The following is a 19325-nucleotide window of genomic DNA, read 5'->3' as shown; positions in this document are numbered from 1 at the left end:
GGGCGGCAGTGCGTGTTGAAAAGGGGCAGCAGACTTACAAAGTCTCCTGCCCCTTGCTTTTGACAGCGGCAATCACCCAGTCTTCAAAGTTCTTCCAGAAGGCGTCTTCGGCGTAGCAGTAGATCGGCACTTCGTGGTTGAAGACCTCGTAGTTGTCCGCCTCCTTTCTGGAGGTGCAAAAACCCATCCAGTCGCCCATGCTGTTGTGCACACCGATCATAAAGAAGCTGTCCACAGTGGGCTCATCTTCTTCGGCGATTTCCTGAGCGATATGGCTTGCGGCCTGGTGCAGTTCATCAAGGCCAAAGATGTCAAAGGCCGCGCGAAGTTCGTCGATGAAGAACTCGCCGCAACCCACCTCACGCAGAAAGTGAAAGTAGGCGGGAGGCAGAGGTTCCGGGCACAGCTGGTTGATGTCTTGCAGCTCGGCTTCAGACAAAGACTTGACTCTGAAACGCAGCGTTTCGGTGCTGCTGTGCATCACGCCTTTGCGCACCTGCTGGCGTGTGAGGTCTACCGAGCCTGCTGCTATCCACTCCTTGAGCTGCTCTACCGCCTGAAGAAATACTGGACTCATGATGTGTTTCTCACAGCTCGCTACCATGCAGGCCGTTGATCTGAATCCCGCCATCATGCCAAGTATTGAAGCCTCATCCCGCTCGCAACTGACCCAGCAGGCCGTGGACGCACTGCGTCAGGCCAAGCCAGCCTTCTGGGCCGGTCGCACCGAGCATTGCCAATCGACGCAAGCGCTGAGCACGGACCAGGTTCAGCAGGCCGTGGACCGGCTGGCGCGCTTTGCGCCGCTGCTGAAAGTGCTGTTCCCTGAACTGCAAGCCTCTGAGGGGCGCATCGAGTCTGATTTGCTGGCCGTGCCTGCCATGCAGCAGTCGCTGGGCCTGCCTGAGGCCATGGGCCATATGTGGGTCAAGGCCGATCACAGCCTGCCGGTGGCTGGCTCGGTCAAGGCACGCGGCGGCGTGCATGAGGTGCTGGAATATGCCGAGCAGGTCGCGCAGCAGCATGGCTTGCTGGCTGATGGCGACTACACGCAACTGGCTTGCGCGCAGGCGCGTGCCGTGTTTGCCCAGTATCAGGTGGCGGTGGGTTCCACCGGCAATCTGGGCCTGTCGATTGGCGTCATGGCATCTGCCCTGGGTTTCAAGGCGGCGGTCCATATGTCGTCTGATGCCAAGGAATGGAAAAAGCAGCGCCTGCGTGCACGTGGCGTGGATGTGGTGGAGCACGAGGGCGACTATGCCCAGGCCGTGCGCTGGCCGAGCAAGACCCGCATTGTCATTTTGTGGATGACGAGCATTCGCTGTCTCTGCTGCTGGGCTATGCGGCTTCTGCTCCGTATCTGGTAGCGCAACTCGCTGAGCACAAGCGCGTTGTGGATGAAAATCATCCTTTGTTTGTCTATATCCCTTGCGGCGTGGGTGGCGCACCTGGTGGTGTGGCGCTGGGCTTGCAGCAGGCCTTTGGTGCGAACGTGCACTGCTTTTTTGCCGAGCCCGTGCAGTCGCCTTGCTTTATGGTGGAAATGCTGGCGGGCACGGCCGCCTTGCCCGGCATGGCGCAGCATCCATCGGTCTATGAGCTGGGCTTGAGCAACCAGACCGAAGCCGATGGCCTGGCCGTGCCTGCCGCATCAGAGCTGGCTGCCGATGTGGTGCGCGGTTTTCTGGGCGGGGTGTTCACGGTGGAAGACGAGACGCTGTTTAGCCACCTAGCCCTGCTGCAGCAAACCGAGGGCTTGCAGATCGAGCCATCGGCGGCGGCAGGCTTTAGCGGCCCGCGTGCCTTGCTGGGAAGCGCTGCGGGGCAGGACTATCTGCAGCGCCAGAATTTGCTGCCGCATATGGCAAACGCCACGCATATTGTCTGGACCACGGGCGGCTTGTTTGTGCCGGATGAGGAATATGCCAAGTTTCTGGCGCGGGGCCAGGCTCTCAATCTCTCTGCATAAGCGCCAAGCCACTGCTTAAAAACGTGGCAGATCGGGGTGGCTGATCTGCCCGCCGCGCACCAGCATCTTGCCGTATTCGGCACAGCGGTTAAGCGTGGGGATTACCTTGCCTGGGTTGAGCAGGGCCTGCGGGTCAAACGCAGCCTTGAGCGCAAACATCTGGGCGTTTTCGGCCGTCGTGAACTGGGTGCACATGCTGTTGAGCTTTTCCACGCCCACGCCGTGCTCGCCCGTCACCGTACCGCCCATCTGTACGCTGGTTTCCAGAATGTCCGCGCCGAACAGTTCGCAGCGGTGCAGTTCGTCGGGGTTGTTGGCATCAAACAGAATCAGCGGGTGCAGGTTGCCATCGCCTGCGTGGAACACGTTGGCGCAGCGCAGCTGGTATTTCTTTTCCATCTCCTGAATGGCCAGCAGGATGTCGGCCAGGCGTTTGCGCGGAATGGTGGAGTCCATGCACATGTAGTCGGGGCTGATGCGGCCGCTGGCGGGGAAGGCGTTCTTGCGCCCGCTCCAGAAGCGCAGGCGCTCTTCCTCGCTCTCGCTTACCGTGATGGCTGTGGCGCCAGCGTTGCGCAGCACCTGGCTCATGTGGGCGATTTCTTCTTCCACTTCCTCAGGCGTGCCGTCGCTCTCGCACAGCAAAATGGCCTCGGCGGTGAGGTCATAGCCTGCACGCACAAAGTCTTCCACGGCGGCAGTCATGGGCTTGTCCATCATTTCCAGACCTGCGGGAATGATGCCTGCGGCAATGACGGCGGCCACGGCATCGCCCGCTTTGCGCACATCGTCAAAGCTGGCCATGATGCAGCGCGCCAGCTGGGGCTTGGGTACGAGCTTGACGGTGACTTCGGTGACCACGGCCAGCATGCCTTCGCTGCCGATCATGATGGCCAGCAGGTCCAGGCCCGGCACATCGAGGGCATCCGAGCCGAACTCCACAGGCTCGCCTTCGATGGTGAAGCCCTTCACTTTGAGCACGTTGTGCACCGTCAGCCCGTATTTCAGGCAGTGCACGCCGCCCGAGTTTTCGGCCACGTTGCCACCAATCGTGCAGGCGATCTGGCTGCTGGGGTCAGGCGCGTAATACAGGCCGTAGGGTGCAGCGGCTTCGCTGATGGCCAGGTTGCGCACGCCGCATTGCACAAGGGCTGTGCGGCTGGCGGCATCCACATTCAGAATCTTGTTGAACTTGGCCAGCGACAGTGTCACGCCCATGGGGTGGGGCATGGCACCGCCCGACAGGCCCGTGCCTGCGCCGCGTGCAATCACGGGCGCGTTGATGGCGTGGCAGGCCTTGAGTACGGCCTGCACCTGTGCATAAGTCTCCGGCAGGCAGACCAGCAGCGGGCGCTGGCGATAGGCCGTGAGGCCGTCGCACTCATAGGGCGTGGTGTCTTCGCTTTGGTAGAGCAGCGCATGCGCTGGCACATGGGGGCGCAGGGCGGCCAGCACCTCGGCCTGACGCCGGGCGCGCTCGGACAGCTCGGGCTGGCGGTGCGCGGCGTTGGCCGCCTCGCTGGAAGTGGCGACAAGATCGGTGAAGGTGCTGGCGGGCGTCATGTCTGCAAATGTAGAGGATGCGCCCGCGCTGCGGTGTGAGCTTTATTGCAGCATTCGTTGAAAAGCGATTGCAGGATTATCAATTTTGATAGCTGCAACCGCTTTTATTTACTGGGGTTGAGGCAGTTTTTATAAAAAACCATGCTGGATGCCACACCGCGCAAGAGTGTTTTGCGCTTTGCTATGCGCTATTCGCGGAACTGGCCGGACTGGTCAATCATGGCCAGGCCCACATAGCTGGAGCCTGTGCGCGCCGGGGCGGTCAGCCGCACATGCATATGGCCGTAGCGCAGCTCGCCCAGTGCTTCCAGCGCGGCAGGCAGGGTGCTGCGCTGCACGCCGGGGCCAGCCTTGCGCAGCCCTTCCAGCAGTGCGTGGGTGTTGATAAAGACCTCCAGCCCCAGATACGAGGGCGGCGGCATGCCGCTGGCGCTCAGCAGCTGCTGATAGGACTTGACTGCTGGCACCGAGCTGCGCCAGGGGCTGGGCACCAGCGTTGTGAAGACGATACTGCGGGTGTGGCTGCCCAGACCCTTGACCACGGCCTGATTGGCCTGTGCTGCCAGGTTGTAGATGGACTGCTGCAGCTGGGCCAGGCGCGCCTGCGTGACCAGGCTTACGGTGGCAGATGCACCGGCCAGCACGATGATGGCCTGAGGCGCAGGGCTGGCCTGCGTCAGCTGCTGGGCAAGGGCTGCCGCATTGCTGCCTGATGCGTCAATCGCCAGCTCTTGCGCAGCGCCCATGCCGCGCTCTTTCAGCACTGCGCGGGCCACATCCAGGCTGCTTTGGCCGAAGCTGTCTTGCTGATAGACGATGGCCACCTGCGATTGCCCCAGCGTCTGAATCTGCTGCAGCATGGCATTGATCTCGGTGCGCGTAGTGGCGCGCAGCGGGTAGGCCATGCGGCCCGGTTGCTGGCGCAGCGCGCCCGCACCGGCAATGGCGCCGATCAGTGGCGTCTGGCTGCGTTCCAGCTCGGGCTGCATGGCGGCGCAACTGGCAGTGCCCCAGCAGTTGAGCAGGGCCACAGCACCTTGCTCTGTCAGCAGCCGGGTATTGGTGGCGGTGCGCTGTGGGTCATAGCCATCGTCCAGAAGCTTGAGCGTGAGCTTGCGCCCGCCGATACCGCCTTCGCGGTTGAAAGCGTCAATCTGGGCCTGCATGATGGCCTGGCCTTCTTTGCCTGCAGCAGCCTGTGAGCCGCTGAGCGGCAGGCTGGCGCCGATGATGAGCGCTTCCTGCGCCGATGCCGCGCCAGCGGTCAGTGCAGCACTCAGACCCAGCACCTGCAGCAGGTGTTGAAGGGTGTTGGGGCGTGGCAAATGCATGGGTCTCCTCCTGCTGTCATGAATGTTGTGCATCCATGGTGGGCAAGGCCTGTGGTCAGGCAGATGAGGAGGAACACCGCTATGTCGCACAGGGGCGACGTTAGGCAGCTATGACTTCAGGAGTGCAGCTCGTTTTGATATGGAGCAAGTCGTCTTGCTGAAGATGTGCTCTATGGGTAAAAAAGGCTTCAAGCCCTTTTAAAAAATGCGCTGATAGCTATGCTTTTTGAAGCAGTTCAGCTCATGGACTTGTGCAGCCATTCGGCAAAGGCCGAGCATTCCCAGCGGTCCATGATGCCGGTCTTCCAGCACAGGTAATGGGCGTGGGGGCTGGGGGCGTCTATGTCGAACAGGCGCACCAGCGTGCCGTTTTCCAGCCAGGGCGCGCCCAGCTTGTGGCGTACCAGGGCAACGCCCATGCCGGCGGATGCGGCGTCGCACATCAGGCCGATATCGTTGAACTGCGAGCCTTCGTTGGGCTCGGCCATGTCCAGCCCTGTGGCAGCAAACCAGGTGCGCCAGGGCTCCAGCGGGCTGCGCAGCAGTGGCATGCCTTCCAGGTCTTCGGGGCGCTCGAAGGGGCCGTGTTCACGGATGAAACTGGGCGAAGCTAGAGGCGTGATGGCGTCGCGGGCCAGCTCGATATGCTCCACATCGGCATAGTGGCCAGCGCCAAAGCGCACCATCAGATCGGCGTCCTCGCCAATCACATCCAGCAGCGGGATGGAGACCTGCAGCGCAATATCGATTTCGGGATAGGCCTTGGTGAACTGCCGCAGGCGCGGAATCAGAATCACGCGGGCAAAGGTGGGGGTGACGGCCAGTTTCAGGCGTCTGCGTCCGGGTGCGGCCGATGCGCCGGGAAAGCGCTGCAGGGCGCCCAGGCCTTCGCGCACATGGGCCAGATAGGAGCTGCCATCGGTCGTCAGCGAAAAATCCGCCCGGCCAAACAGGCGTGTGCCCAGAATCTGCTCCAGCTGCTTGACGCGGTGGCTGACGGCGCTGGGCGTGACGCACAGCTCCTCGGCCGTCTGCGTGACCGAGCGCAGCCGCGCCAGCGCCTCGAAAGTGAGCAAGCACTGAATCGGCGGAATCCGCCGAGCCGTGATGCTGGTCCAGGCGCTGTGGCTGCTGCTCATGCCGAAAAAGCTCCCAAGCCTTGAGGCAGGCTTAGCGGAACACGACGGTCTTGTGACCGTTGGGGATCACGCGGCGTTCGCTGTGCCACTTCACGGCACGGGCCAGCACCTGGCTTTCGGTGTCGCGCCCGCGCGAGGTCAGGTCTTCCACGGTGTCGGTGTGGTCGGCACGGGCCACGTCCTGCTCGATGATCGGGCCTTCGTCCAGGTCAGCGGTCACATAGTGGGCGGTGGCGCCAATCAGTTTCACGCCACGGTCATGTGCCTGGTAGTAGGGCTTGGCACCCTTGAAGCTGGGCAGGAAGCTGTGGTGAATATTGATGGCACGGCCTGACAATTTTTGACACAGGTCGTTGGAGAGAACTTGCATGTATCGAGCCAGAATCACCAGCTCTGCGCCTTCTTCCTGAATGATTTCGTACTGTCGCTCTTCGGCCTGAGCCTTGGTGGCGGCAGTGACGGGAATGTGGTGGAAGGGGATGTTGTAGCTTGCGGCCAGTTGATAGAACTCGCGGTGATTGCTGATGATCGCCTTGATTTCGATGGGCAGCAGGCCGGACTTCCAGCGGAACAGCAAATCGTTGAGGCAGTGGCCTTCCTTGCTGACCATGATGACGGTGTTCATCCGCTCTGCTTTGGAGTGCAAACTCCACTTCATTTGATATTGGTCAGCTAATTCGGCAACGGATGCCTTTAGGGAAGTGGCGTCTTTGCCGTCGCAGGCAAACTGCACGCGCATGAAGAACAGGCCGGTTACCGGGTCGTTGTACTGCGCAGCTTCTTCGATATTGCCGCCTTGTTCGAGCAAAAAGCCCGAAACGGCGTGAACCAGGCCCAGGCGGTCTGGGCAGGATAGAGTCAAAATATAGGCTTGGGTCATAGCTGGGCAATTGTCGCAGCAAGGCGACGACCCTGCGGACAAAGGAAATTCATGAAAAACGAGAGGGGGAACTCTCGCATCGCACCCTGGGTGTTTATCACTCTCTATGTGTGCGCTGGGGTGATATGGCTGGGCGCGCAGGCCTGGGTGCTCGATTATTTTGATGTATCGACGCACCAGCAGTCCGTGCGCTGGCAGATAAGCCTGTTTATCGCTTGGTTGCTCATCTCTTCGGCAGTGGCGGCCAGGCTGATTGCGCGCAAGCAACGCGCGGACCAGGTGCGCCAGGAGACAGCGCAGGAGCTGGAACTGGTCGTGCGCTATGCCCCGGCGGGCATGGCGCGCGTGCATGTGGGCGGCGCCGAGATTTCCTGGGCCAATGCCAAGCTGGCTGGCTGGCTGGGTTGCAGCGTGGAATCCTTGCGCGGCAAGGACTTCAGAGCGCTGGTGCCCGCTGACGACCCCGCAGAAGTGGCTTTGCAGATCGAGCGCCTGCTTGACGGCAGTCTGGACCACTTTCAGACCCTGCGCCACTGCACCCATGCCACGACAGGCAAGGTCACGCCAGTGCTGTGCACCATCAGCCACGTGGCTGCTTCTGGCGTGCGCGGCCCTGTGGCGCTGGTGTGTGTGCTGCAGGACTTGAGCGAGATGGTCAATGCCCGCAATGCCCTGACCCGCAGCGAAACCATGCTGCGCATGGCACTGGAAGGCAGTGGCAGCGGCGTCTGGGAATGGGATGCGGTGCAGCAGAAGCTGAACCTTTCCTCCGGGATGGGCGCATTGCTGCATTACAAGGGGCAGGATCTGGCCCGCGACTTTGACTTCTACACCCGCGTGCACCCTGAGGATGCCGAGGCCGCGCGTCTGGATCTCAAGGAGACGGTGACGCAGGGCAGTATGCTGGTGCTCAATGCCAGACTGCTGTGCTTTGACGGCATGTACCGCTGGTTCCGTGCGCGTGGACAGGCGCACAAGGACCCCGATGGCAAGCTGTTGCGCATCTCAGGCCTGCTGACCGACCAGACCGCCAGCCGGGAGGCCGACGAACGTCGCCGTCTGGCGGCGACGGTGGTGGACAACACGATTGAAGGCGTGGTCGTGACCGATGCACGCAGCCGTATTCTTTCGGTCAACAACTCGTTTACGCGCCTGCTGGGCTTTACCGAGGCAGAAATGCTGGGCCAGACGCCGCGCATGTTCAAGTCCGGCCGTCATGGCAAGGAGTTCTATGACGCCATGTGGGCCAGCATGCATGCCACGGGCCACTGGCAGGGCGAAATCTGGAACAAGCGCAAGAGCGGCGAGGTCTTCCCCGAGCACATGTCGCTGAGTGCGGTCAAGGATGCGGCAGGCGTGGTGACGCATTACGTCTGCATGTTCACGGATATCTCTGCCGAGAAGGCGCGTGAAAAGCAGCTGGAATTCCTCTCTCACCGCGATGTGCTGACGGGCCTGCCCAACCGGGCGCAGTTTGCGCGCCTGCTGGGCAATGCCGTGGCGCGCTCCAAGGTCGATAGCCGCCGCCTGGCGGTCATGCTGCTCAATATCGACCGCTTCAAGGATGTGAATGACAGCTATGGTCACTCCATCGGCGACGAGGTGCTCAAGCACATCACGGCCCAGGTGCAGGGTGCGTTGCGCGCTGAAGACATCATTGGCCGACTGGCGGGTGACGAGCTGTGCGTGGTGGCGCAAAACCTGAATGACAATGACGACGCGGTCGAGGTGGCCGAGCGCCTGATGGCCGCGGCTGCCAAACCCTGGACTACGCCGGATGGCCTGTCCGTGGTGGTGAGCGTGAGCGTGGGCATCTGCCTGTACCCCGACCATGCCTTGAGCACCGAAGACCTGATGCAGGGCGCGCATGCGGCGGTGTACGGCGCCAAGAGCCGCGGCTCCAATGCCTGGTGCTTCTTCCATGAAGAAATGACGCAGGCGGCCCGTGAACGACTGGCGCTGGAGGCGCGACTGCGCAAGGCGCTGGAGCTGGGCCATATGCGCCTGTACTACCAGCCGCAGATTGACCTGCGCACAGGCCAGCTGATGGGGGCGGAAGCCCTGGTTCGCTGGCTGGACCCTGAAGAGGGGCTGATTTCGCCCGCCCGTTTTATTCCTGTGGCGGAAAGCTCGGGCATCATCGGCCAGCTGGGCCTGTGGGTGCTGGGCGAGGCCTGCCGCCAGGGCCAGCAATGGCGCACTGCAGGCCTGCCGGAGCTGACCATCGCGGTCAATGTCTCGCTGCACCAGTTCCTGCTGACGGATATTGCGGGGGAAACAGCGCAGGTGCTGGCGGCTTCCGGCTTCCCAGCGCAGTCGCTGGAGCTGGAGATCACCGAAAGCGCTCTGGCCGAGCAGCCCGAAGAGGCGCTGGCGGTGCTCAACCGCCTGCGTGGGCTGGGTCTGCGCTTGGCCATTGATGACTTTGGCACCGGCTATTCATCGCTGGCTCACCTCAAGCGCTTCCCGCTCGACCTGCTCAAGATCGACCAAGGCTTTATCCGCGACATTCCTCACAGCTGCGATGACATGACGATCAGCAGCTCCGTGATTGCGCTGGGCCATGCCATGGGCCTGAAAGTGCTGGCCGAAGGCGTTGAAACCCGCGAACAGCTGCAGTTTCTGCAAGACAAGGGTTGTGACTTCTTCCAGGGCTATTTCTGCAGCCGTCCGCTGCCTGCCGAAGAGTTCACGCGCCTGCTGGAAAAAGCGGGTGCCGGGCAGCCTTTGGTGGATTTGCTGAGCGTTGAAGACGGCGTGGTGATTTAAGCGCGTGTACCAACCCGCCACCAGCTTCTGCTTCAAGCTGCCGCTGCGGCGGGTTGAAGAGGTCTTTGGCAGAGAAAACTTTGACGACTGTGGCGACTGGGTGCGGGACTGGCTGGCCGAATATCTGGCTGCACACCCGCCCCATTCGCCAGGTTACCGGCTGGTGGTGGACTGCGACTTCGAGACAGACCACCCCAACCCCTGGTTCCACACTCTGAATTACACCGCCCGCCTGCCAGATGCGCAGGTGGCCCGGTTGTTGCAGCAGGCCCTCAAGGACAAGGGCCTGCTGGACTGAGCCGAGCCGTCAGTTGGCCTGAGGCCTGGGCGCAGGGCGGCTCTTCCACTGCTCGCGCAGTTCGGCGCATTGGTCTTTGGAGGCGTTACCTGTCAGCGTCAGCAGTTTGTCTGCTTGCATATTGATAGCTGCTTGCGCTTTATCTGACTGGGCTATTGCCACTTTTTGCTGGAAATCCTTGGGCAGCCAGGTGGGCACGCCAATATCGCTGCGCACATGGCCGCGTCCTGCCACCAGCAGCACCGCCTGCCCAGGCTGAGCCTGTTGCTGCACGGCGGATGCCGTGACTTTGGCCATGGATTCATCACGCGCCAGCTGAATGCGGGCCATGGGTGCGAACTGCGATTCGGGCAGCAGGCCGCAGTGGCCTTCCTTGATGGCGTCCAGCTGCGCCTGCCAGCCTGCGGCAGGCAGATGGCTGTCATAGCGGGTCTCCCCCATGGTCTGTTTCATCTGCGTACGCGGCAGGTTGCCGCCCAGCACAGGCACACCGGCGCGCACGGCGTTCATCACCATGGGGCCATAGTCCTTCCAGGGCCAGCCGCCACCCGCGCTGCCGCTTTGCCAGTGCAGGGCTTGCTGCACCTGCTCTTCGCTGGCAGTGGCGGGCAAGCCTGCCGTGCTGCCGCCCGCAGGGGCCATCTCAATGACCAGTGCGCTCAGCCGTTGCTGCGCCGCCAGTTGCTGGACGGTCTGCGCTTCCCACTGGTGATGGGCGATCTGGTCGTGCTGCTCACCCAAGGCGATGATCTTGGCGCCGTGCCACTGGGTCAGCGTCTGCTGCCATTCGGCATCTGTGGTGAGGGCGGGGCTTTGGTGGGCGCAGCCCGCTGCCAGCAGCACACCAGTCAGTGCGCCAGCCCGTGCCAGGGAAGAGAGTGCAGGGCGCGTCAGCGCCTGTGATGCCATCCACATAAATATCAACCAGTCCAATCTGTTGAAAGACGGGGCATGGCTTTGTAGCTATGGCTTTGCCCACCGAGTTTTGCCGCGATACTGCGGCATTCGCCATTGTCGTGCCTTGCCGGTGCCCTGTGCACATGTCTGTTTTGCCTTCCCCTCGCTTTTTGCTGCATGTTGCCGCCACCTTGCTGCTGGCCTGGCTGGCGGCGCAGCTATGTCTGATGCTGCACACGCCGCTGCCGTGGATGCTGGGGCCGTTGATTTCGGTGTCGCTGGTCTCGATTGCTGGGGCGCCCACGCAAAGCTGGGGCTGGCTGCGCAACCTGGGGCAGTGGACGATTGGCGGCGCCTTGGGTCTGTACTTCACCCCCGCGGTGACGGCGCTGGTGGCAGGCCTGTGGTGGGCCATTGCGCTGGCTATTGCCTGGGCGTTGCTTCTGGGCTGGGCCTTTGGGCGCTGGCTGTATCGGGTGCAGGCGCCCGGCATGCTGCAACTGCCGGGCATGACCGAAGAGCGGCTGCGCGCCACCACGTATTTTTCAGGCGCGATTGGCGCGGCTTCCGAGATGACACTGCTGGCCGAGCGCGAACAGGCGCGGACCGATCTGGTGGCCGCCAGCCACAGTCTGCGGCTGGTGATTGTGACGGTGACGATTCCGTTTGCCCTGCAATGGGCGGGCTTGCATGGCGACCCCGGCCTGACGGCGCCCAGCATTCGCATCGTGCAATGGCCGGGCTTTGCATGGCTGGCGCTGGCCACAGGGGCCGGGGCGCTGCTGATGCTATGGCTCAAGCGTGCCAACCCCTGGTTTCTGGGCGCACTCATGGTCTCCATGGGGCTGACCATGGCGGGCATTGAGCTGTCTGCCGTGCCGCAATGGCTGATGAATGCAGCGCAGCTGGTGATTGGCGTCAGTCTGGGCGTGCGTTTCCGGCGCGAGTTTCTGCACACTGCACCGCGCTGGCTGGGCATGGTGGCGCTGGGCACCGTGGGGCTGATGGTGCTTTGTGCAGGCTTTGCCTGGCTGCTGCACGGGGGCACGGGCCTGCCCTGGGTCACGCTGCTGCTGGGAACATCGCCGGGCGGCATTACCGAGATGGCGATTACCGCCAAGGTGCTGCAACTGGGTGTGCCCGTGGTCACCGCCTTTCAGGTCTGCCGCCTGATTGCCGTGCTGCTGCTGGTGGCCCCGCTGTACCGGTGGCTGAATCTGAAAGCTACGTGAGGAAGCGGCAGCGGGCTGGAGCCGAAGTTCTGAATATTGATACGATCCTGGCGATTAAACGAAAAACAGGAGGGGATGAGTGTTCAGACTGATTTTCTGGGTTGTGGTTGCGATAGGTGCCTGGCAGGCATATACGCACTTTGATGGCAAACGAAAGCTGGCAGAGAGCGTGGAGAGCGCGCCTGCGTTGCTTCTATCGGAGCCAAGGCCCCGCGCCGTTGACGTGGGGACAAGCACGTCCAAATTCAAATGTGATGGCCGTACCCATTGTTCGCAGATGACTTCTTGTGAAGAGGCAACCTATTTCTTGCGTAACTGTCCTGGCACCAAGATGGATGGCAACGGAGATGGAGTGCCATGCGAAAAGCAGTGGTGCCGTTAATTGCATGAAAAAGCCCTGGCTTATCTGCTTCGCCATCAGCCTGTGTGCAGGCTGTCTGGTCGGTGGGCTGGTGATGTGGATGGCCTGGCAGCACAACCCGCAATGCGAGATTCACTGTGCCGAGCAGGGCATTGACTGGGTTTACTGGCTGACGCTGGGTGCCGGTGGCTGGCTGCTGGGCTTTGTGGCCTGCATGCTGCCAGCCAGTGTTGCGACACTGCTGCTTAGAAAATGATAGCTGCCAGCGATTGAGGGGGCTACGAAAGCCATGAAAAAAGCCACTCAGAGTATTGAGTGGCTTTTGTGATTGAAGCGAAGGGCTCAGTGGACGATGACAGGTTGCTGGGCCAGACCGGTATAGGTGTCGAGGATTTCCTCTACCTCTTCTTCGGTCGGCGCATCTTGCTGCCAGGCCAGAATCTGCTTCTGGAACATTTCAGCCCAGGATCCATCGAGATAAACCTCTTTGCCGGAGCGCTTGTCCACGATTTCAAAACCGTGGCGAGGCAGTTGATGGGCCTGGATTTTGGGCTCAGCCACGGCGGTGCCTGCCGGAGCGTCTGCTTCCATGTCTGGACGCAGATGGAGCACCGCAAAGGATTCCGAGTCGTAAAGCATTTGCATGGTGTTCCTCCTTTCACTTCCGTTATGGGCATGCCTGCCATCCTGAGATGGTGGCCAGATGCGGCATTTCAAGGGTGAAGCGCCCGCCCAGGACATCTGAGAACGTGTTGACGATCTCTACGCCAGCACGTTCTATGCAGTATTCCATGGATTTGCGCCGCCAACGACGAACCGGTATTCCGAAGCCGCAGTAGTCCATCGCGCCGGTTGGTGTGGCGATGGCAGGGCGTGGTCTTGCCGGTGTGTGAGCGCTACGAAAAGCGCTCTGGATGCCGTCTTCTCAGGGTTTATGCCGTGCATGAGGGCGGCTTTCACTGCGGCGCGGGGGCGTATCTCTTGAGCTGCAGGTCCACAAAGTCGTCGTGTCCCTGCGTCAGTTTGATGCGCACGGGCAGGTATTGCATGGCCGGGGCCAGCCAGACGGCGCCATGCTGGTCGCTGCTTTTGCTGGGCAGCTTGTCCAGCCGCACGGCCATGACGCTGCCAATGGGCAGCTCCAGCGCCTCGGTTGCGCCCACGCGGAACTGCCAGCGCGCCGCGGCGCGGGCACTGCTGGAGGTCAGCTCAATGACGGTGCCGGGCGGGTATTTTTCGGGGGAACCCGCAATCAGCGCCGATAGCTGCAGAAAGACGCTGAGCCGGTCCTGAATGCCGTCGGAAATTGCGGCGTCAGCCGTGCCGCCGCTGTAGTGGCCTTTGCCAGCGGCCACGTCAAAGCTGGCCGACTGGGTTTTGCGGCCCTTGTCGGTGAAGTTCAGTGGCTGCAGGCCTTGCGGCGTAATCAGGCCTTCGCTGGTCTGGGAGCGCTCGCCCATCAAAAACATACTGATGGACTGGCGTGCCTGGTAGTACTGACCATCGTGCTGCCACTGCAACTGGGCGCCCGCAGAGTATTGAAAGCCTTTGACCTGGCCCGAGGCATTGAACTCCAGCGTGGCTGAGTTGGGCAGCGTCACGGGCAGCACCGTGCCCGGCGGCAGTGGCGCAGCCCCTGCGGGGGTGACTTGCAGGGGGCGTGCTGTGTCGCTGCCATTGGCTTCGGGCGGATCGGCTGGAGGCTCCGGGGCGGGTGCTGGTGGTTGCGGCGCAGGAGGTGGTGCTTCTGATTCAGGAGCGGCTGGCGCAGGTTTTTCCTGGGGTTGAGGCTGATTTTCCTGAGTTTCTTCAGGTGCTGGTGACTCTGATGGGGCTGGTGCGGGCACAGGCGCAGGTCTGGGCCTGAGGCGAGGTTTGGGCGCCGGGGCCGGTTGTGGCGCTGGCTCAGGGGCAGGGGGAGCAGGGGATGCCGGAGCGGGCGGCGGCGGTGCCAGCTCCACCATGCGGGTGTCCATGACCACAGGCGGCGGTGCCGGTGGTTGTGGCTGGGGCAGCGTTGGCAGGCCCAGCAGCACGACGGCGTGGGCAGTCAGCACCACGCCGGTGACGGGAATCAGTGCTTTGTAGGACTTGCGGGGGCTGCCCATGCGAAGGTCTTTGCGAGGGTGGTCGGTCGTCACTCAGCTGGCGGCGGCGCCCCAGCCCAGGTCGCTGGAGAGCTGGCGGGCGGCGGCCTGCAGCGGCGTGTCTATGGCTCCACCATATTCCGGGTCGAAAGTCGCCAGCGACCCCAGGGTCATCAGGCCCAGCACGATGTGGCCGGATGCATCGAAGACCGGCACGCAAAAGGCCACGATACCGGGCAGCACGGTATCCACCACGCGGGCCGTGCCGCGCTCGCGCACCTCGGCCAGCATGGCGGCCACGGCTTCTTCGGTTTGCGGCAGGTCCTGGCGGCGGGCCTTGCGGGCGCGTTCAATTTCAGGCTCCAGCAGCGGTGCAGTCACCTCGCGGGGTAGCCATGCGCTAAAGCAGCGGCCTGTGGCCGAGGCCAGCATGGGCATGACATCGCCCAGGCGCAGATTGGCGGTCACGGCCTGGGCCGATTCTTCCCAGTGCACGATGGTGGGGCCGTGGTTGCCCCAGACGGCAATGGCCAGCGTGTGGTTCAGTGTCTCCAGCAATGCCGGAATGCGCTCGCGGGCCAGGCGCACCGGGTCCAGCCGGGCGATGGAGGCCAAGCCAATCTTGAGCGCCGCTGGCCCCAGGTCATAGCGGGAATTGCGCTCATCCTGCGCCACCAGCCCGATGCGCTGAAAGCTGACCAGATAGCGGTGGGCCTTGGCCGCGCTCATGCCGGCGGCGGCGGCCAGGTCCTTGAGCATCAGTGGGCCATGCGCCTGCGCCAGGGCCTCGACCAGCGAGAAACCGACTTCTACCGATTGAATCCCTGCGCGTTCCTTGTCCATTGCAATATAGAATCGTGTTTTGTTTAGTTAAATCAATTTAACCAATCGTAATTTGGCTAGGCTGGATGGCATTGTGCCAGTCGCAGCCGCCATCATGACAGGGAGCAGGCATGAAACTGGCAACGTACAAAGATGGTTCGCGCGACGGGCAACTGGTTGTGGTTTCGCGTGACCTGAGCCAGGCCTGCTATGCCACCGGCATTGCCAACCGCATGCAGCAGGTGCTGGACGACTGGAGCTATATGGCGCCCCAGTTGCAGGATCTGTCGCACGAACTCAACCACGGCAAGGCCCGCCACGCCTTCCCGTTCGACCCCCAGCGCTGCATGGCCCCGCTGCCCCGCGCCTATCAGTGGGCTGATGGCTCGGCCTATATCAACCACGTCGAACTGGTGCGCAAGGCGCGCAATGCCGAGGTGCCCGCCAATTTCTACACCGACCCGCTGATGTACCAGGGCGGCAGCGATGACTTCATCGGCCCCTGTGACGATGTGATCGTGCCCAGCACGGCCATGGGCATTGATTTCGAGGCCGAGATTGCCGTGGTCACCGGCGATGTGCCCATGGGTACGGACGCCAAGGATGCGCTGGACGGTATCCGTCTGGTGATGCTGGTCAACGACGTGAGCCTGCGCAACCTCATCCCCAACGAACTGGCCAAGGGCTTTGGCTTTTTCCAGAGCAAGCCCGCCACCGCCTTCAGCCCCGTGGCGGTGACGCTGGACGAGCTGGGTGACGCCTGGAAGGGCGGCCGCCTGCACCTGACGCTGCAATCGACCTGGAACGGCCGCAAGGTGGGCATGTGCGATGCGGGTGACGATATGACCTTTCACTTCGGTCAGCTGATTGCCCATATTGCCAAGACCCGCAATGTGCGCGCAGGCTCCATCGTGGGCAGCGGCACGGTGAGCAACAAGGGCGTGGAAACCGGCAGCGGCAAGAACAAGCGCATGGACTGGCCCAAGGGCTATAGCTGCATCGCCGAAAAACGCTGCATCGAGACCATTCAGGACGGCGCGCCCAAGACCGATTTCATGCAGTTTGGCGACACCATCCGCATCGAGATGAAGGGCAAGGACGGCCAGAGCATCTTTGGCGCCATCGACCAGAACATTGCCCCTCCGGGTGGCAACGACCGCGATGACCGCGATGAGGGTGAGCAGAACCCGGTCGGGGATACTGCGCAGGATTGAAACCACTGCGGAGACCGTGTGATGCCGACATCTGTAATGCAACGCCGACTGCTGGCCCTGAGCCTGACGCTGTGCTGCGGCTGGGCCCAGGCAGCCCCCGAAGCCGATAAATCGCTGCAGGACATTCCCATGCCCGCAGTGGCACAGGCCGCCAGCTGCCCGACCAAGGCCAGCATGCCCAGTTCCGGCGAGATGAAAGCGATAGCCCGCGCCGCGCAGGACAGGGGCTTGCTCTGGCGTGTCAGCAATGGCGGGCGCGAGAGCTGGCTGTATGGCACATCCCATGTGGGGCGCCGTACCTGGCTGGTGCCCGGTCGCACGGTGATGGAGGCCATGGGCAAGGCCGACAAGCTGGCGCTGGAGCTCAATGTGATGGACCCGGAAGTCGTCAAAGGCATTGCCCAAGGCATGAAAGCGCGTGACGACGCCCCCGAGCTGGAAGCTGCACTGGCGGCGCGGCTGCAGGTGCAGCGCGACAAGGCCTGTGCACAGGACATAGCGGTGCTGCGCCCCGATGCGCAGGTGATTGCCTTGCAGGCCATGTCTGCCCGTGGTCAGGGCGTGTATCCAGACTATGGCGTGGACATGCTGCTGGCCGGGATGGCCGCAGGCCTGAAAAAGCCGGTGGTGGGCCTTGAAACGCCAGAGCTGCAGATTCGTGAACTGTTTTCCGAAGACCCCCAGGAAGTGGCTGAAAGCGTGGACGATGGCCTCAAACAGTTGGAAAACGGCAAGGCATCCGAGCAAGTCCACCTGATCGCCGACCTGTGGGCCGATGGCAAACAGGAGAAGCTGGAGAAATACGCCGACTGGTGCGACTGCGCCAACACCCCGCGTGAGCGTGCCCAGCTCAAACGCCTGATCGACGACCGTAACCCTGGCATGGCGGACGGCATCGTCAACCTGCTCAAGGAAGGTGACTCCGTCTTTGCCGCCGTGGGCGCGCTGCACATGGTGGGGCCCAACGGCCTGCCCACCTTGCTGCGCAAAAAAGGCTACAAGGTCGAACGGGTGCCCTTCAAATCCAAGCCATCAAAACCGATGGAAGCCCAATAAATATAAGCGCTGACAGCTATCAAAAATATAAAAGCTGCAGCGCCATAAAACCAAAACCAACCCTTCAACACAAGGAGACAAAACCGATGGATCGCCGTCAATTTCTGGCCGCTGTGGCCGCAGGCTCTGCTGCAGCCGCTTCCCCCTTTGCCATGGCGCAGGACTGGCCTGCCAACCCCGTGCGCTGGGTTGTGCCCTACCCACCCGGAGGCGGCACCGATGTGCTGGCCCGCACCGTGGCAGAAGCCATGCGCAAGACGCTGAACCAGACCATCGTGGTGGACAACCGCCCCGGCGCCTCCACCAATATCGGTGGCCAGATGGTGGCCTCGGCCAAGCCCGATGGCTACACCATCATGTCGGCTGACAACGCCATCCTTGCCTACAACGAACACCTGTTCAGCAAGCTGCCCTTCAACCCCGACAAGGACTTCACCTATGTCGGCGGCATCAGCCGTTTCCCCATGGCTCTGGTGGTCAACCCCGCTTTTGAAGCCAAGGATTTCAAGGAATTCCTGGCCTACGCCAAGGCCAACCCCGGCAAGCTCAACTACGCATCGCCCGGCAACGGCTCGCCCCACCATCTGGCCATGGAGCTGTTCAAGAACCGCACCGGCACCAGCCTGACCCACATCCCCTACAAGGGCGCAGCCCCCGCGCTGGCCGATGTGATGGGCGGCCAGGTGCCCTGCATGTTCCTGGACCTGGCTTCGGGCCTGCCCGTGATTCAGTCCGGCAAGGTGCGTGCACTGGCCATCGGCACCGCCAAGCGCGTGCCCAACCTGCCCAATGTGCCCACGCTGGCCGAGCTGGGCTTGAAGGACTCCGAGGTCTATGCCTTCCAGGGCATTCTGGGCCCCAAGGGTCTGCCACCCGCCATCGTGCAGCGCATCAATGCCGACCTGCAAAAAGCGCTCAAGGACCCCGATGTGGTCAAGCGCATGGCCGACTTCGGCATGGAAGCCCTGCCCGGCACGCCCGAGCAGTTCCACACCATGGCCCGCGCCGAAGCCAAGCGCTGGGGCGAGGTCATCAAGGCCGCTGGCGTGAAGCTGGATTGATTGCTTTCTCTGAAGCACAAAGGCCCGGTTTTCCGGGCCTTTTTTATGAGCTAAAAATGCTTCAAGCGCTTGTCCATCAAGCGCTATCAGCTATCAAATTTAGGGTTTTGCTTTGGCGGCGCGAACGGCCACCACTTCGATTTCTACATACCAGGCGGGGTTGGCCAGTGCGGCGATCTGGAAGGCCGAGCGTGCGGGCAGATGGGGCTGGGCTGCTGTGCCAAAGAACTGGGTGTAGCCGCGCATGAAGCCAGCAAAGTCCATCTTGCCGCCCTTGGCCGGGTCTGCGACCAGGAAGACCTGCATCTTCACCACATCGCTCATGGTGAGGTTCATGCTTTTGAGCTGTTCTTCCAGCCCCTTGAGAATGGCCACGGTCTGGCCTTCGGTGTCGCCGCCATAGGCAGCAGGGTCTGTGGCGGGCTTGGACTTGTCCACCACGGGCGGCACCTTGCCCGAGAGATAGACGGTGCGGGCATCGGTGGGAATTTCTACCGCCGCAGCGATGGGGAAGGTGGAGCCCGGTGTCTTGTAGCGCACCACATCGCCGCCGCCCGCAGTGGTGGCGGCGCAGCCGGTGAGCAGGGTGGCTGCACCCAGAGCGGAAGCGGTGACGGTGGTCTTGAGGATGGATGGAATGTTCATG

General features: G+C 62.4%; 18 protein-coding genes and 1 pseudogene. 9 read left to right on the top strand and 10 right to left on the bottom strand.

Features of this window, described 5'->3' with window-relative positions; translation table 11 throughout:
- Positions 1 to 34 precede the first annotated feature (34 nt).
- Positions 35 to 577 (bottom strand): SMI1/KNR4 family protein, encoded by a 543-nt coding sequence (locus JDW18_RS19995; protein WP_218241342.1) that lies wholly within the window; start codon positions 575 to 577, stop codon positions 35 to 37.
- 55 nt (positions 578 to 632) lie between these two features.
- On the opposite strand from JDW18_RS19995, the pseudogene dsdA reads away from it, so the two are divergent.
- Positions 633 to 1969, top strand: a pseudogene (dsdA, locus tag JDW18_RS19990) (D-serine ammonia-lyase).
- A gap of 15 nt (positions 1970 to 1984) precedes the next feature.
- Here the strand turns inward: dsdA and JDW18_RS19985 are convergent.
- From JDW18_RS19985 to purU, 4 genes are all read right to left on the bottom strand, one after another.
- On the bottom strand, positions 1985 to 3532 hold the full coding sequence (locus tag JDW18_RS19985) for an FAD-linked oxidase C-terminal domain-containing protein (protein ID WP_218241341.1): 1548 nt from the start codon (positions 3530 to 3532) through the stop codon (positions 1985 to 1987).
- 188 nt (positions 3533 to 3720) lie between these two features.
- Entirely contained in the window at positions 3721 to 4863 is a 1143-nt protein-coding gene (locus JDW18_RS19980) for an ABC transporter substrate-binding protein (protein ID WP_218241340.1), read from the bottom strand.
- A gap of 236 nt (positions 4864 to 5099) precedes the next feature.
- Positions 5100 to 6002: a LysR substrate-binding domain-containing protein gene (locus JDW18_RS19975; RefSeq protein WP_218241339.1), complete on the bottom strand. Its 903-nt coding sequence runs from the start codon at positions 6000 to 6002 to the stop codon at positions 5100 to 5102.
- A 31-nt stretch (positions 6003 to 6033) separates the two neighbouring features.
- Positions 6034 to 6882: a formyltetrahydrofolate deformylase gene (gene purU / locus JDW18_RS19970; protein ID WP_218241337.1), complete on the bottom strand. Its 849-nt coding sequence runs from the start codon at positions 6880 to 6882 to the stop codon at positions 6034 to 6036.
- Between the two features lie 51 nt (positions 6883 to 6933).
- On the opposite strand from purU, the gene JDW18_RS19965 reads away from it, so the two are divergent.
- Positions 6934 to 9651 carry a sensor domain-containing protein gene (locus JDW18_RS19965; protein ID WP_218241336.1) on the top strand — a complete coding sequence of 906 codons (2718 nt, stop codon included), beginning with the start codon at positions 6934 to 6936 and terminating at the stop codon, positions 9649 to 9651.
- A gap of 4 nt (positions 9652 to 9655) precedes the next feature.
- Complete coding sequence (locus JDW18_RS19960) at positions 9656 to 9949, top strand: hypothetical protein (protein WP_218241335.1); 294 nt, start codon at positions 9656 to 9658, stop codon at positions 9947 to 9949.
- A 9-nt stretch (positions 9950 to 9958) separates the two neighbouring features.
- Here JDW18_RS19960 and JDW18_RS19955 read toward each other — a convergent pair whose 3' ends face one another.
- Positions 9959 to 10864, bottom strand: a complete 906-nt coding sequence (locus tag JDW18_RS19955; RefSeq protein WP_246610110.1) for a ChaN family lipoprotein — start codon at positions 10862 to 10864, stop codon at positions 9959 to 9961.
- Positions 10865 to 10989: 125 nt separating this feature from the next.
- Here JDW18_RS19955 and JDW18_RS19950 point away from each other — a divergent pair, with 125 nt between their 5' ends.
- The 3 genes from JDW18_RS19950 to JDW18_RS19940 all read left to right on the top strand — a co-directional run bounded on the left by JDW18_RS19950 (position 10990) and on the right by JDW18_RS19940 (position 12695).
- Complete coding sequence (locus tag JDW18_RS19950) at positions 10990 to 12078, top strand: AbrB family transcriptional regulator (RefSeq protein WP_218241333.1); 1089 nt, start codon at positions 10990 to 10992, stop codon at positions 12076 to 12078.
- A gap of 277 nt (positions 12079 to 12355) precedes the next feature.
- Complete coding sequence (locus JDW18_RS19945; protein WP_218244001.1) at positions 12356 to 12460, top strand: excalibur calcium-binding domain-containing protein; 105 nt, start codon at positions 12356 to 12358, stop codon at positions 12458 to 12460.
- Between the two features lie 4 nt (positions 12461 to 12464).
- Positions 12465 to 12695, top strand: a complete 231-nt coding sequence (locus JDW18_RS19940) for a hypothetical protein (protein ID WP_218241332.1) — start codon at positions 12465 to 12467, stop codon at positions 12693 to 12695.
- An 86-nt stretch (positions 12696 to 12781) separates the two neighbouring features.
- Here JDW18_RS19940 and JDW18_RS19935 read toward each other — a convergent pair whose 3' ends face one another.
- From JDW18_RS19935 to JDW18_RS19925, 3 genes are all read right to left on the bottom strand, one after another.
- On the bottom strand, positions 12782 to 13084 hold the full coding sequence (locus JDW18_RS19935; RefSeq protein WP_218241331.1) for a BTH_I0359 family protein: 303 nt from the start codon (positions 13082 to 13084) through the stop codon (positions 12782 to 12784).
- A gap of 311 nt (positions 13085 to 13395) precedes the next feature.
- Positions 13396 to 14547: a DUF3108 domain-containing protein gene (locus JDW18_RS19930; protein ID WP_218241330.1), complete on the bottom strand. Its 1152-nt coding sequence runs from the start codon at positions 14545 to 14547 to the stop codon at positions 13396 to 13398.
- A 33-nt stretch (positions 14548 to 14580) separates the two neighbouring features.
- Complete coding sequence (locus JDW18_RS19925; RefSeq protein ID WP_218241329.1) at positions 14581 to 15369, bottom strand: IclR family transcriptional regulator; 789 nt, start codon at positions 15367 to 15369, stop codon at positions 14581 to 14583.
- 110 nt (positions 15370 to 15479) lie between these two features.
- Here JDW18_RS19925 and JDW18_RS19920 point away from each other — a divergent pair, with 110 nt between their 5' ends.
- The 3 genes from JDW18_RS19920 to JDW18_RS19910 all read left to right on the top strand — a co-directional run bounded on the left by JDW18_RS19920 (position 15480) and on the right by JDW18_RS19910 (position 18679).
- The gene (locus JDW18_RS19920) at positions 15480 to 16562 is read left to right on the top strand and encodes a fumarylacetoacetate hydrolase family protein (RefSeq protein ID WP_218241328.1); all 1083 of its coding nucleotides are present in this window, start codon (positions 15480 to 15482) and stop codon (positions 16560 to 16562) included.
- Positions 16563 to 16583: 21 nt separating this feature from the next.
- Entirely contained in the window at positions 16584 to 17618 is a 1035-nt protein-coding gene (locus tag JDW18_RS19915; protein ID WP_218241327.1) for a TraB/GumN family protein, read from the top strand.
- A gap of 86 nt (positions 17619 to 17704) precedes the next feature.
- Positions 17705 to 18679: a Bug family tripartite tricarboxylate transporter substrate binding protein gene (locus JDW18_RS19910; RefSeq protein ID WP_218241326.1), complete on the top strand. Its 975-nt coding sequence runs from the start codon at positions 17705 to 17707 to the stop codon at positions 18677 to 18679.
- A 99-nt stretch (positions 18680 to 18778) separates the two neighbouring features.
- On the opposite strand, the gene JDW18_RS19905 is transcribed toward JDW18_RS19910, so the two are convergent.
- Positions 18779 to 19324 carry a RidA family protein gene (locus JDW18_RS19905; RefSeq protein ID WP_218241325.1) on the bottom strand — a complete coding sequence of 182 codons (546 nt, stop codon included), beginning with the start codon at positions 19322 to 19324 and terminating at the stop codon, positions 18779 to 18781.
- Between the last annotated feature and the right edge of the window lies 1 nt (position 19325).

Origin of the sequence: Comamonas fluminis (assembly GCF_019186805.1) — a bacterium.
GTDB classification, from domain to species: Bacteria; Pseudomonadota; Gammaproteobacteria; order Burkholderiales; family Burkholderiaceae_C; genus Comamonas; species Comamonas fluminis.
This window is presented reverse-complemented; position numbering and strand designations above follow the sequence as displayed.

Excerpts from the sequence above, each read along its gene's own strand:
- JDW18_RS19930 (WP_218241330.1), bottom strand. The coding sequence starts at position 14,547 with ATGGGCAGCCCCCGCAAGTCCTACAAAGCACTGATTCCCGTCACCGGC.
- JDW18_RS19955 (WP_246610110.1), bottom strand. The coding sequence starts at position 10,864 with ATGTGGATGGCATCACAGGCGCTGACGCGCCCTGCACTCTCTTCCCTG.
- JDW18_RS19965 (WP_218241336.1), top strand. The coding sequence starts at position 6,934 with ATGAAAAACGAGAGGGGGAACTCTCGCATCGCACCCTGGGTGTTTATC.
- JDW18_RS19925 (WP_218241329.1), bottom strand. The coding sequence starts at position 15,369 with ATGGACAAGGAACGCGCAGGGATTCAATCGGTAGAAGTCGGTTTCTCG.
- JDW18_RS19980 (WP_218241340.1), bottom strand. The coding sequence starts at position 4,863 with ATGCATTTGCCACGCCCCAACACCCTTCAACACCTGCTGCAGGTGCTG.
- JDW18_RS19920 (WP_218241328.1), top strand. The coding sequence starts at position 15,480 with ATGAAACTGGCAACGTACAAAGATGGTTCGCGCGACGGGCAACTGGTT.
- JDW18_RS19985 (WP_218241341.1), bottom strand. The coding sequence starts at position 3,532 with ATGACGCCCGCCAGCACCTTCACCGATCTTGTCGCCACTTCCAGCGAG.
- JDW18_RS19995 (WP_218241342.1), bottom strand. The coding sequence starts at position 577 with ATGAGTCCAGTATTTCTTCAGGCGGTAGAGCAGCTCAAGGAGTGGATA.
- JDW18_RS19905 (WP_218241325.1), bottom strand. The coding sequence starts at position 19,324 with ATGAACATTCCATCCATCCTCAAGACCACCGTCACCGCTTCCGCTCTG.
- JDW18_RS19945 (WP_218244001.1), top strand. The coding sequence starts at position 12,356 with ATGACTTCTTGTGAAGAGGCAACCTATTTCTTGCGTAACTGTCCTGGC.
- JDW18_RS19915 (WP_218241327.1), top strand. The coding sequence starts at position 16,584 with ATGCCGACATCTGTAATGCAACGCCGACTGCTGGCCCTGAGCCTGACG.
- JDW18_RS19910 (WP_218241326.1), top strand. The coding sequence starts at position 17,705 with ATGGATCGCCGTCAATTTCTGGCCGCTGTGGCCGCAGGCTCTGCTGCA.
- JDW18_RS19940 (WP_218241332.1), top strand. The coding sequence starts at position 12,465 with ATGAAAAAGCCCTGGCTTATCTGCTTCGCCATCAGCCTGTGTGCAGGC.
- JDW18_RS19950 (WP_218241333.1), top strand. The coding sequence starts at position 10,990 with ATGTCTGTTTTGCCTTCCCCTCGCTTTTTGCTGCATGTTGCCGCCACC.
- JDW18_RS19975 (WP_218241339.1), bottom strand. The coding sequence starts at position 6,002 with ATGAGCAGCAGCCACAGCGCCTGGACCAGCATCACGGCTCGGCGGATT.
- purU (WP_218241337.1), bottom strand. The coding sequence starts at position 6,882 with ATGACCCAAGCCTATATTTTGACTCTATCCTGCCCAGACCGCCTGGGC.
- JDW18_RS19935 (WP_218241331.1), bottom strand. The coding sequence starts at position 13,084 with ATGCAAATGCTTTACGACTCGGAATCCTTTGCGGTGCTCCATCTGCGT.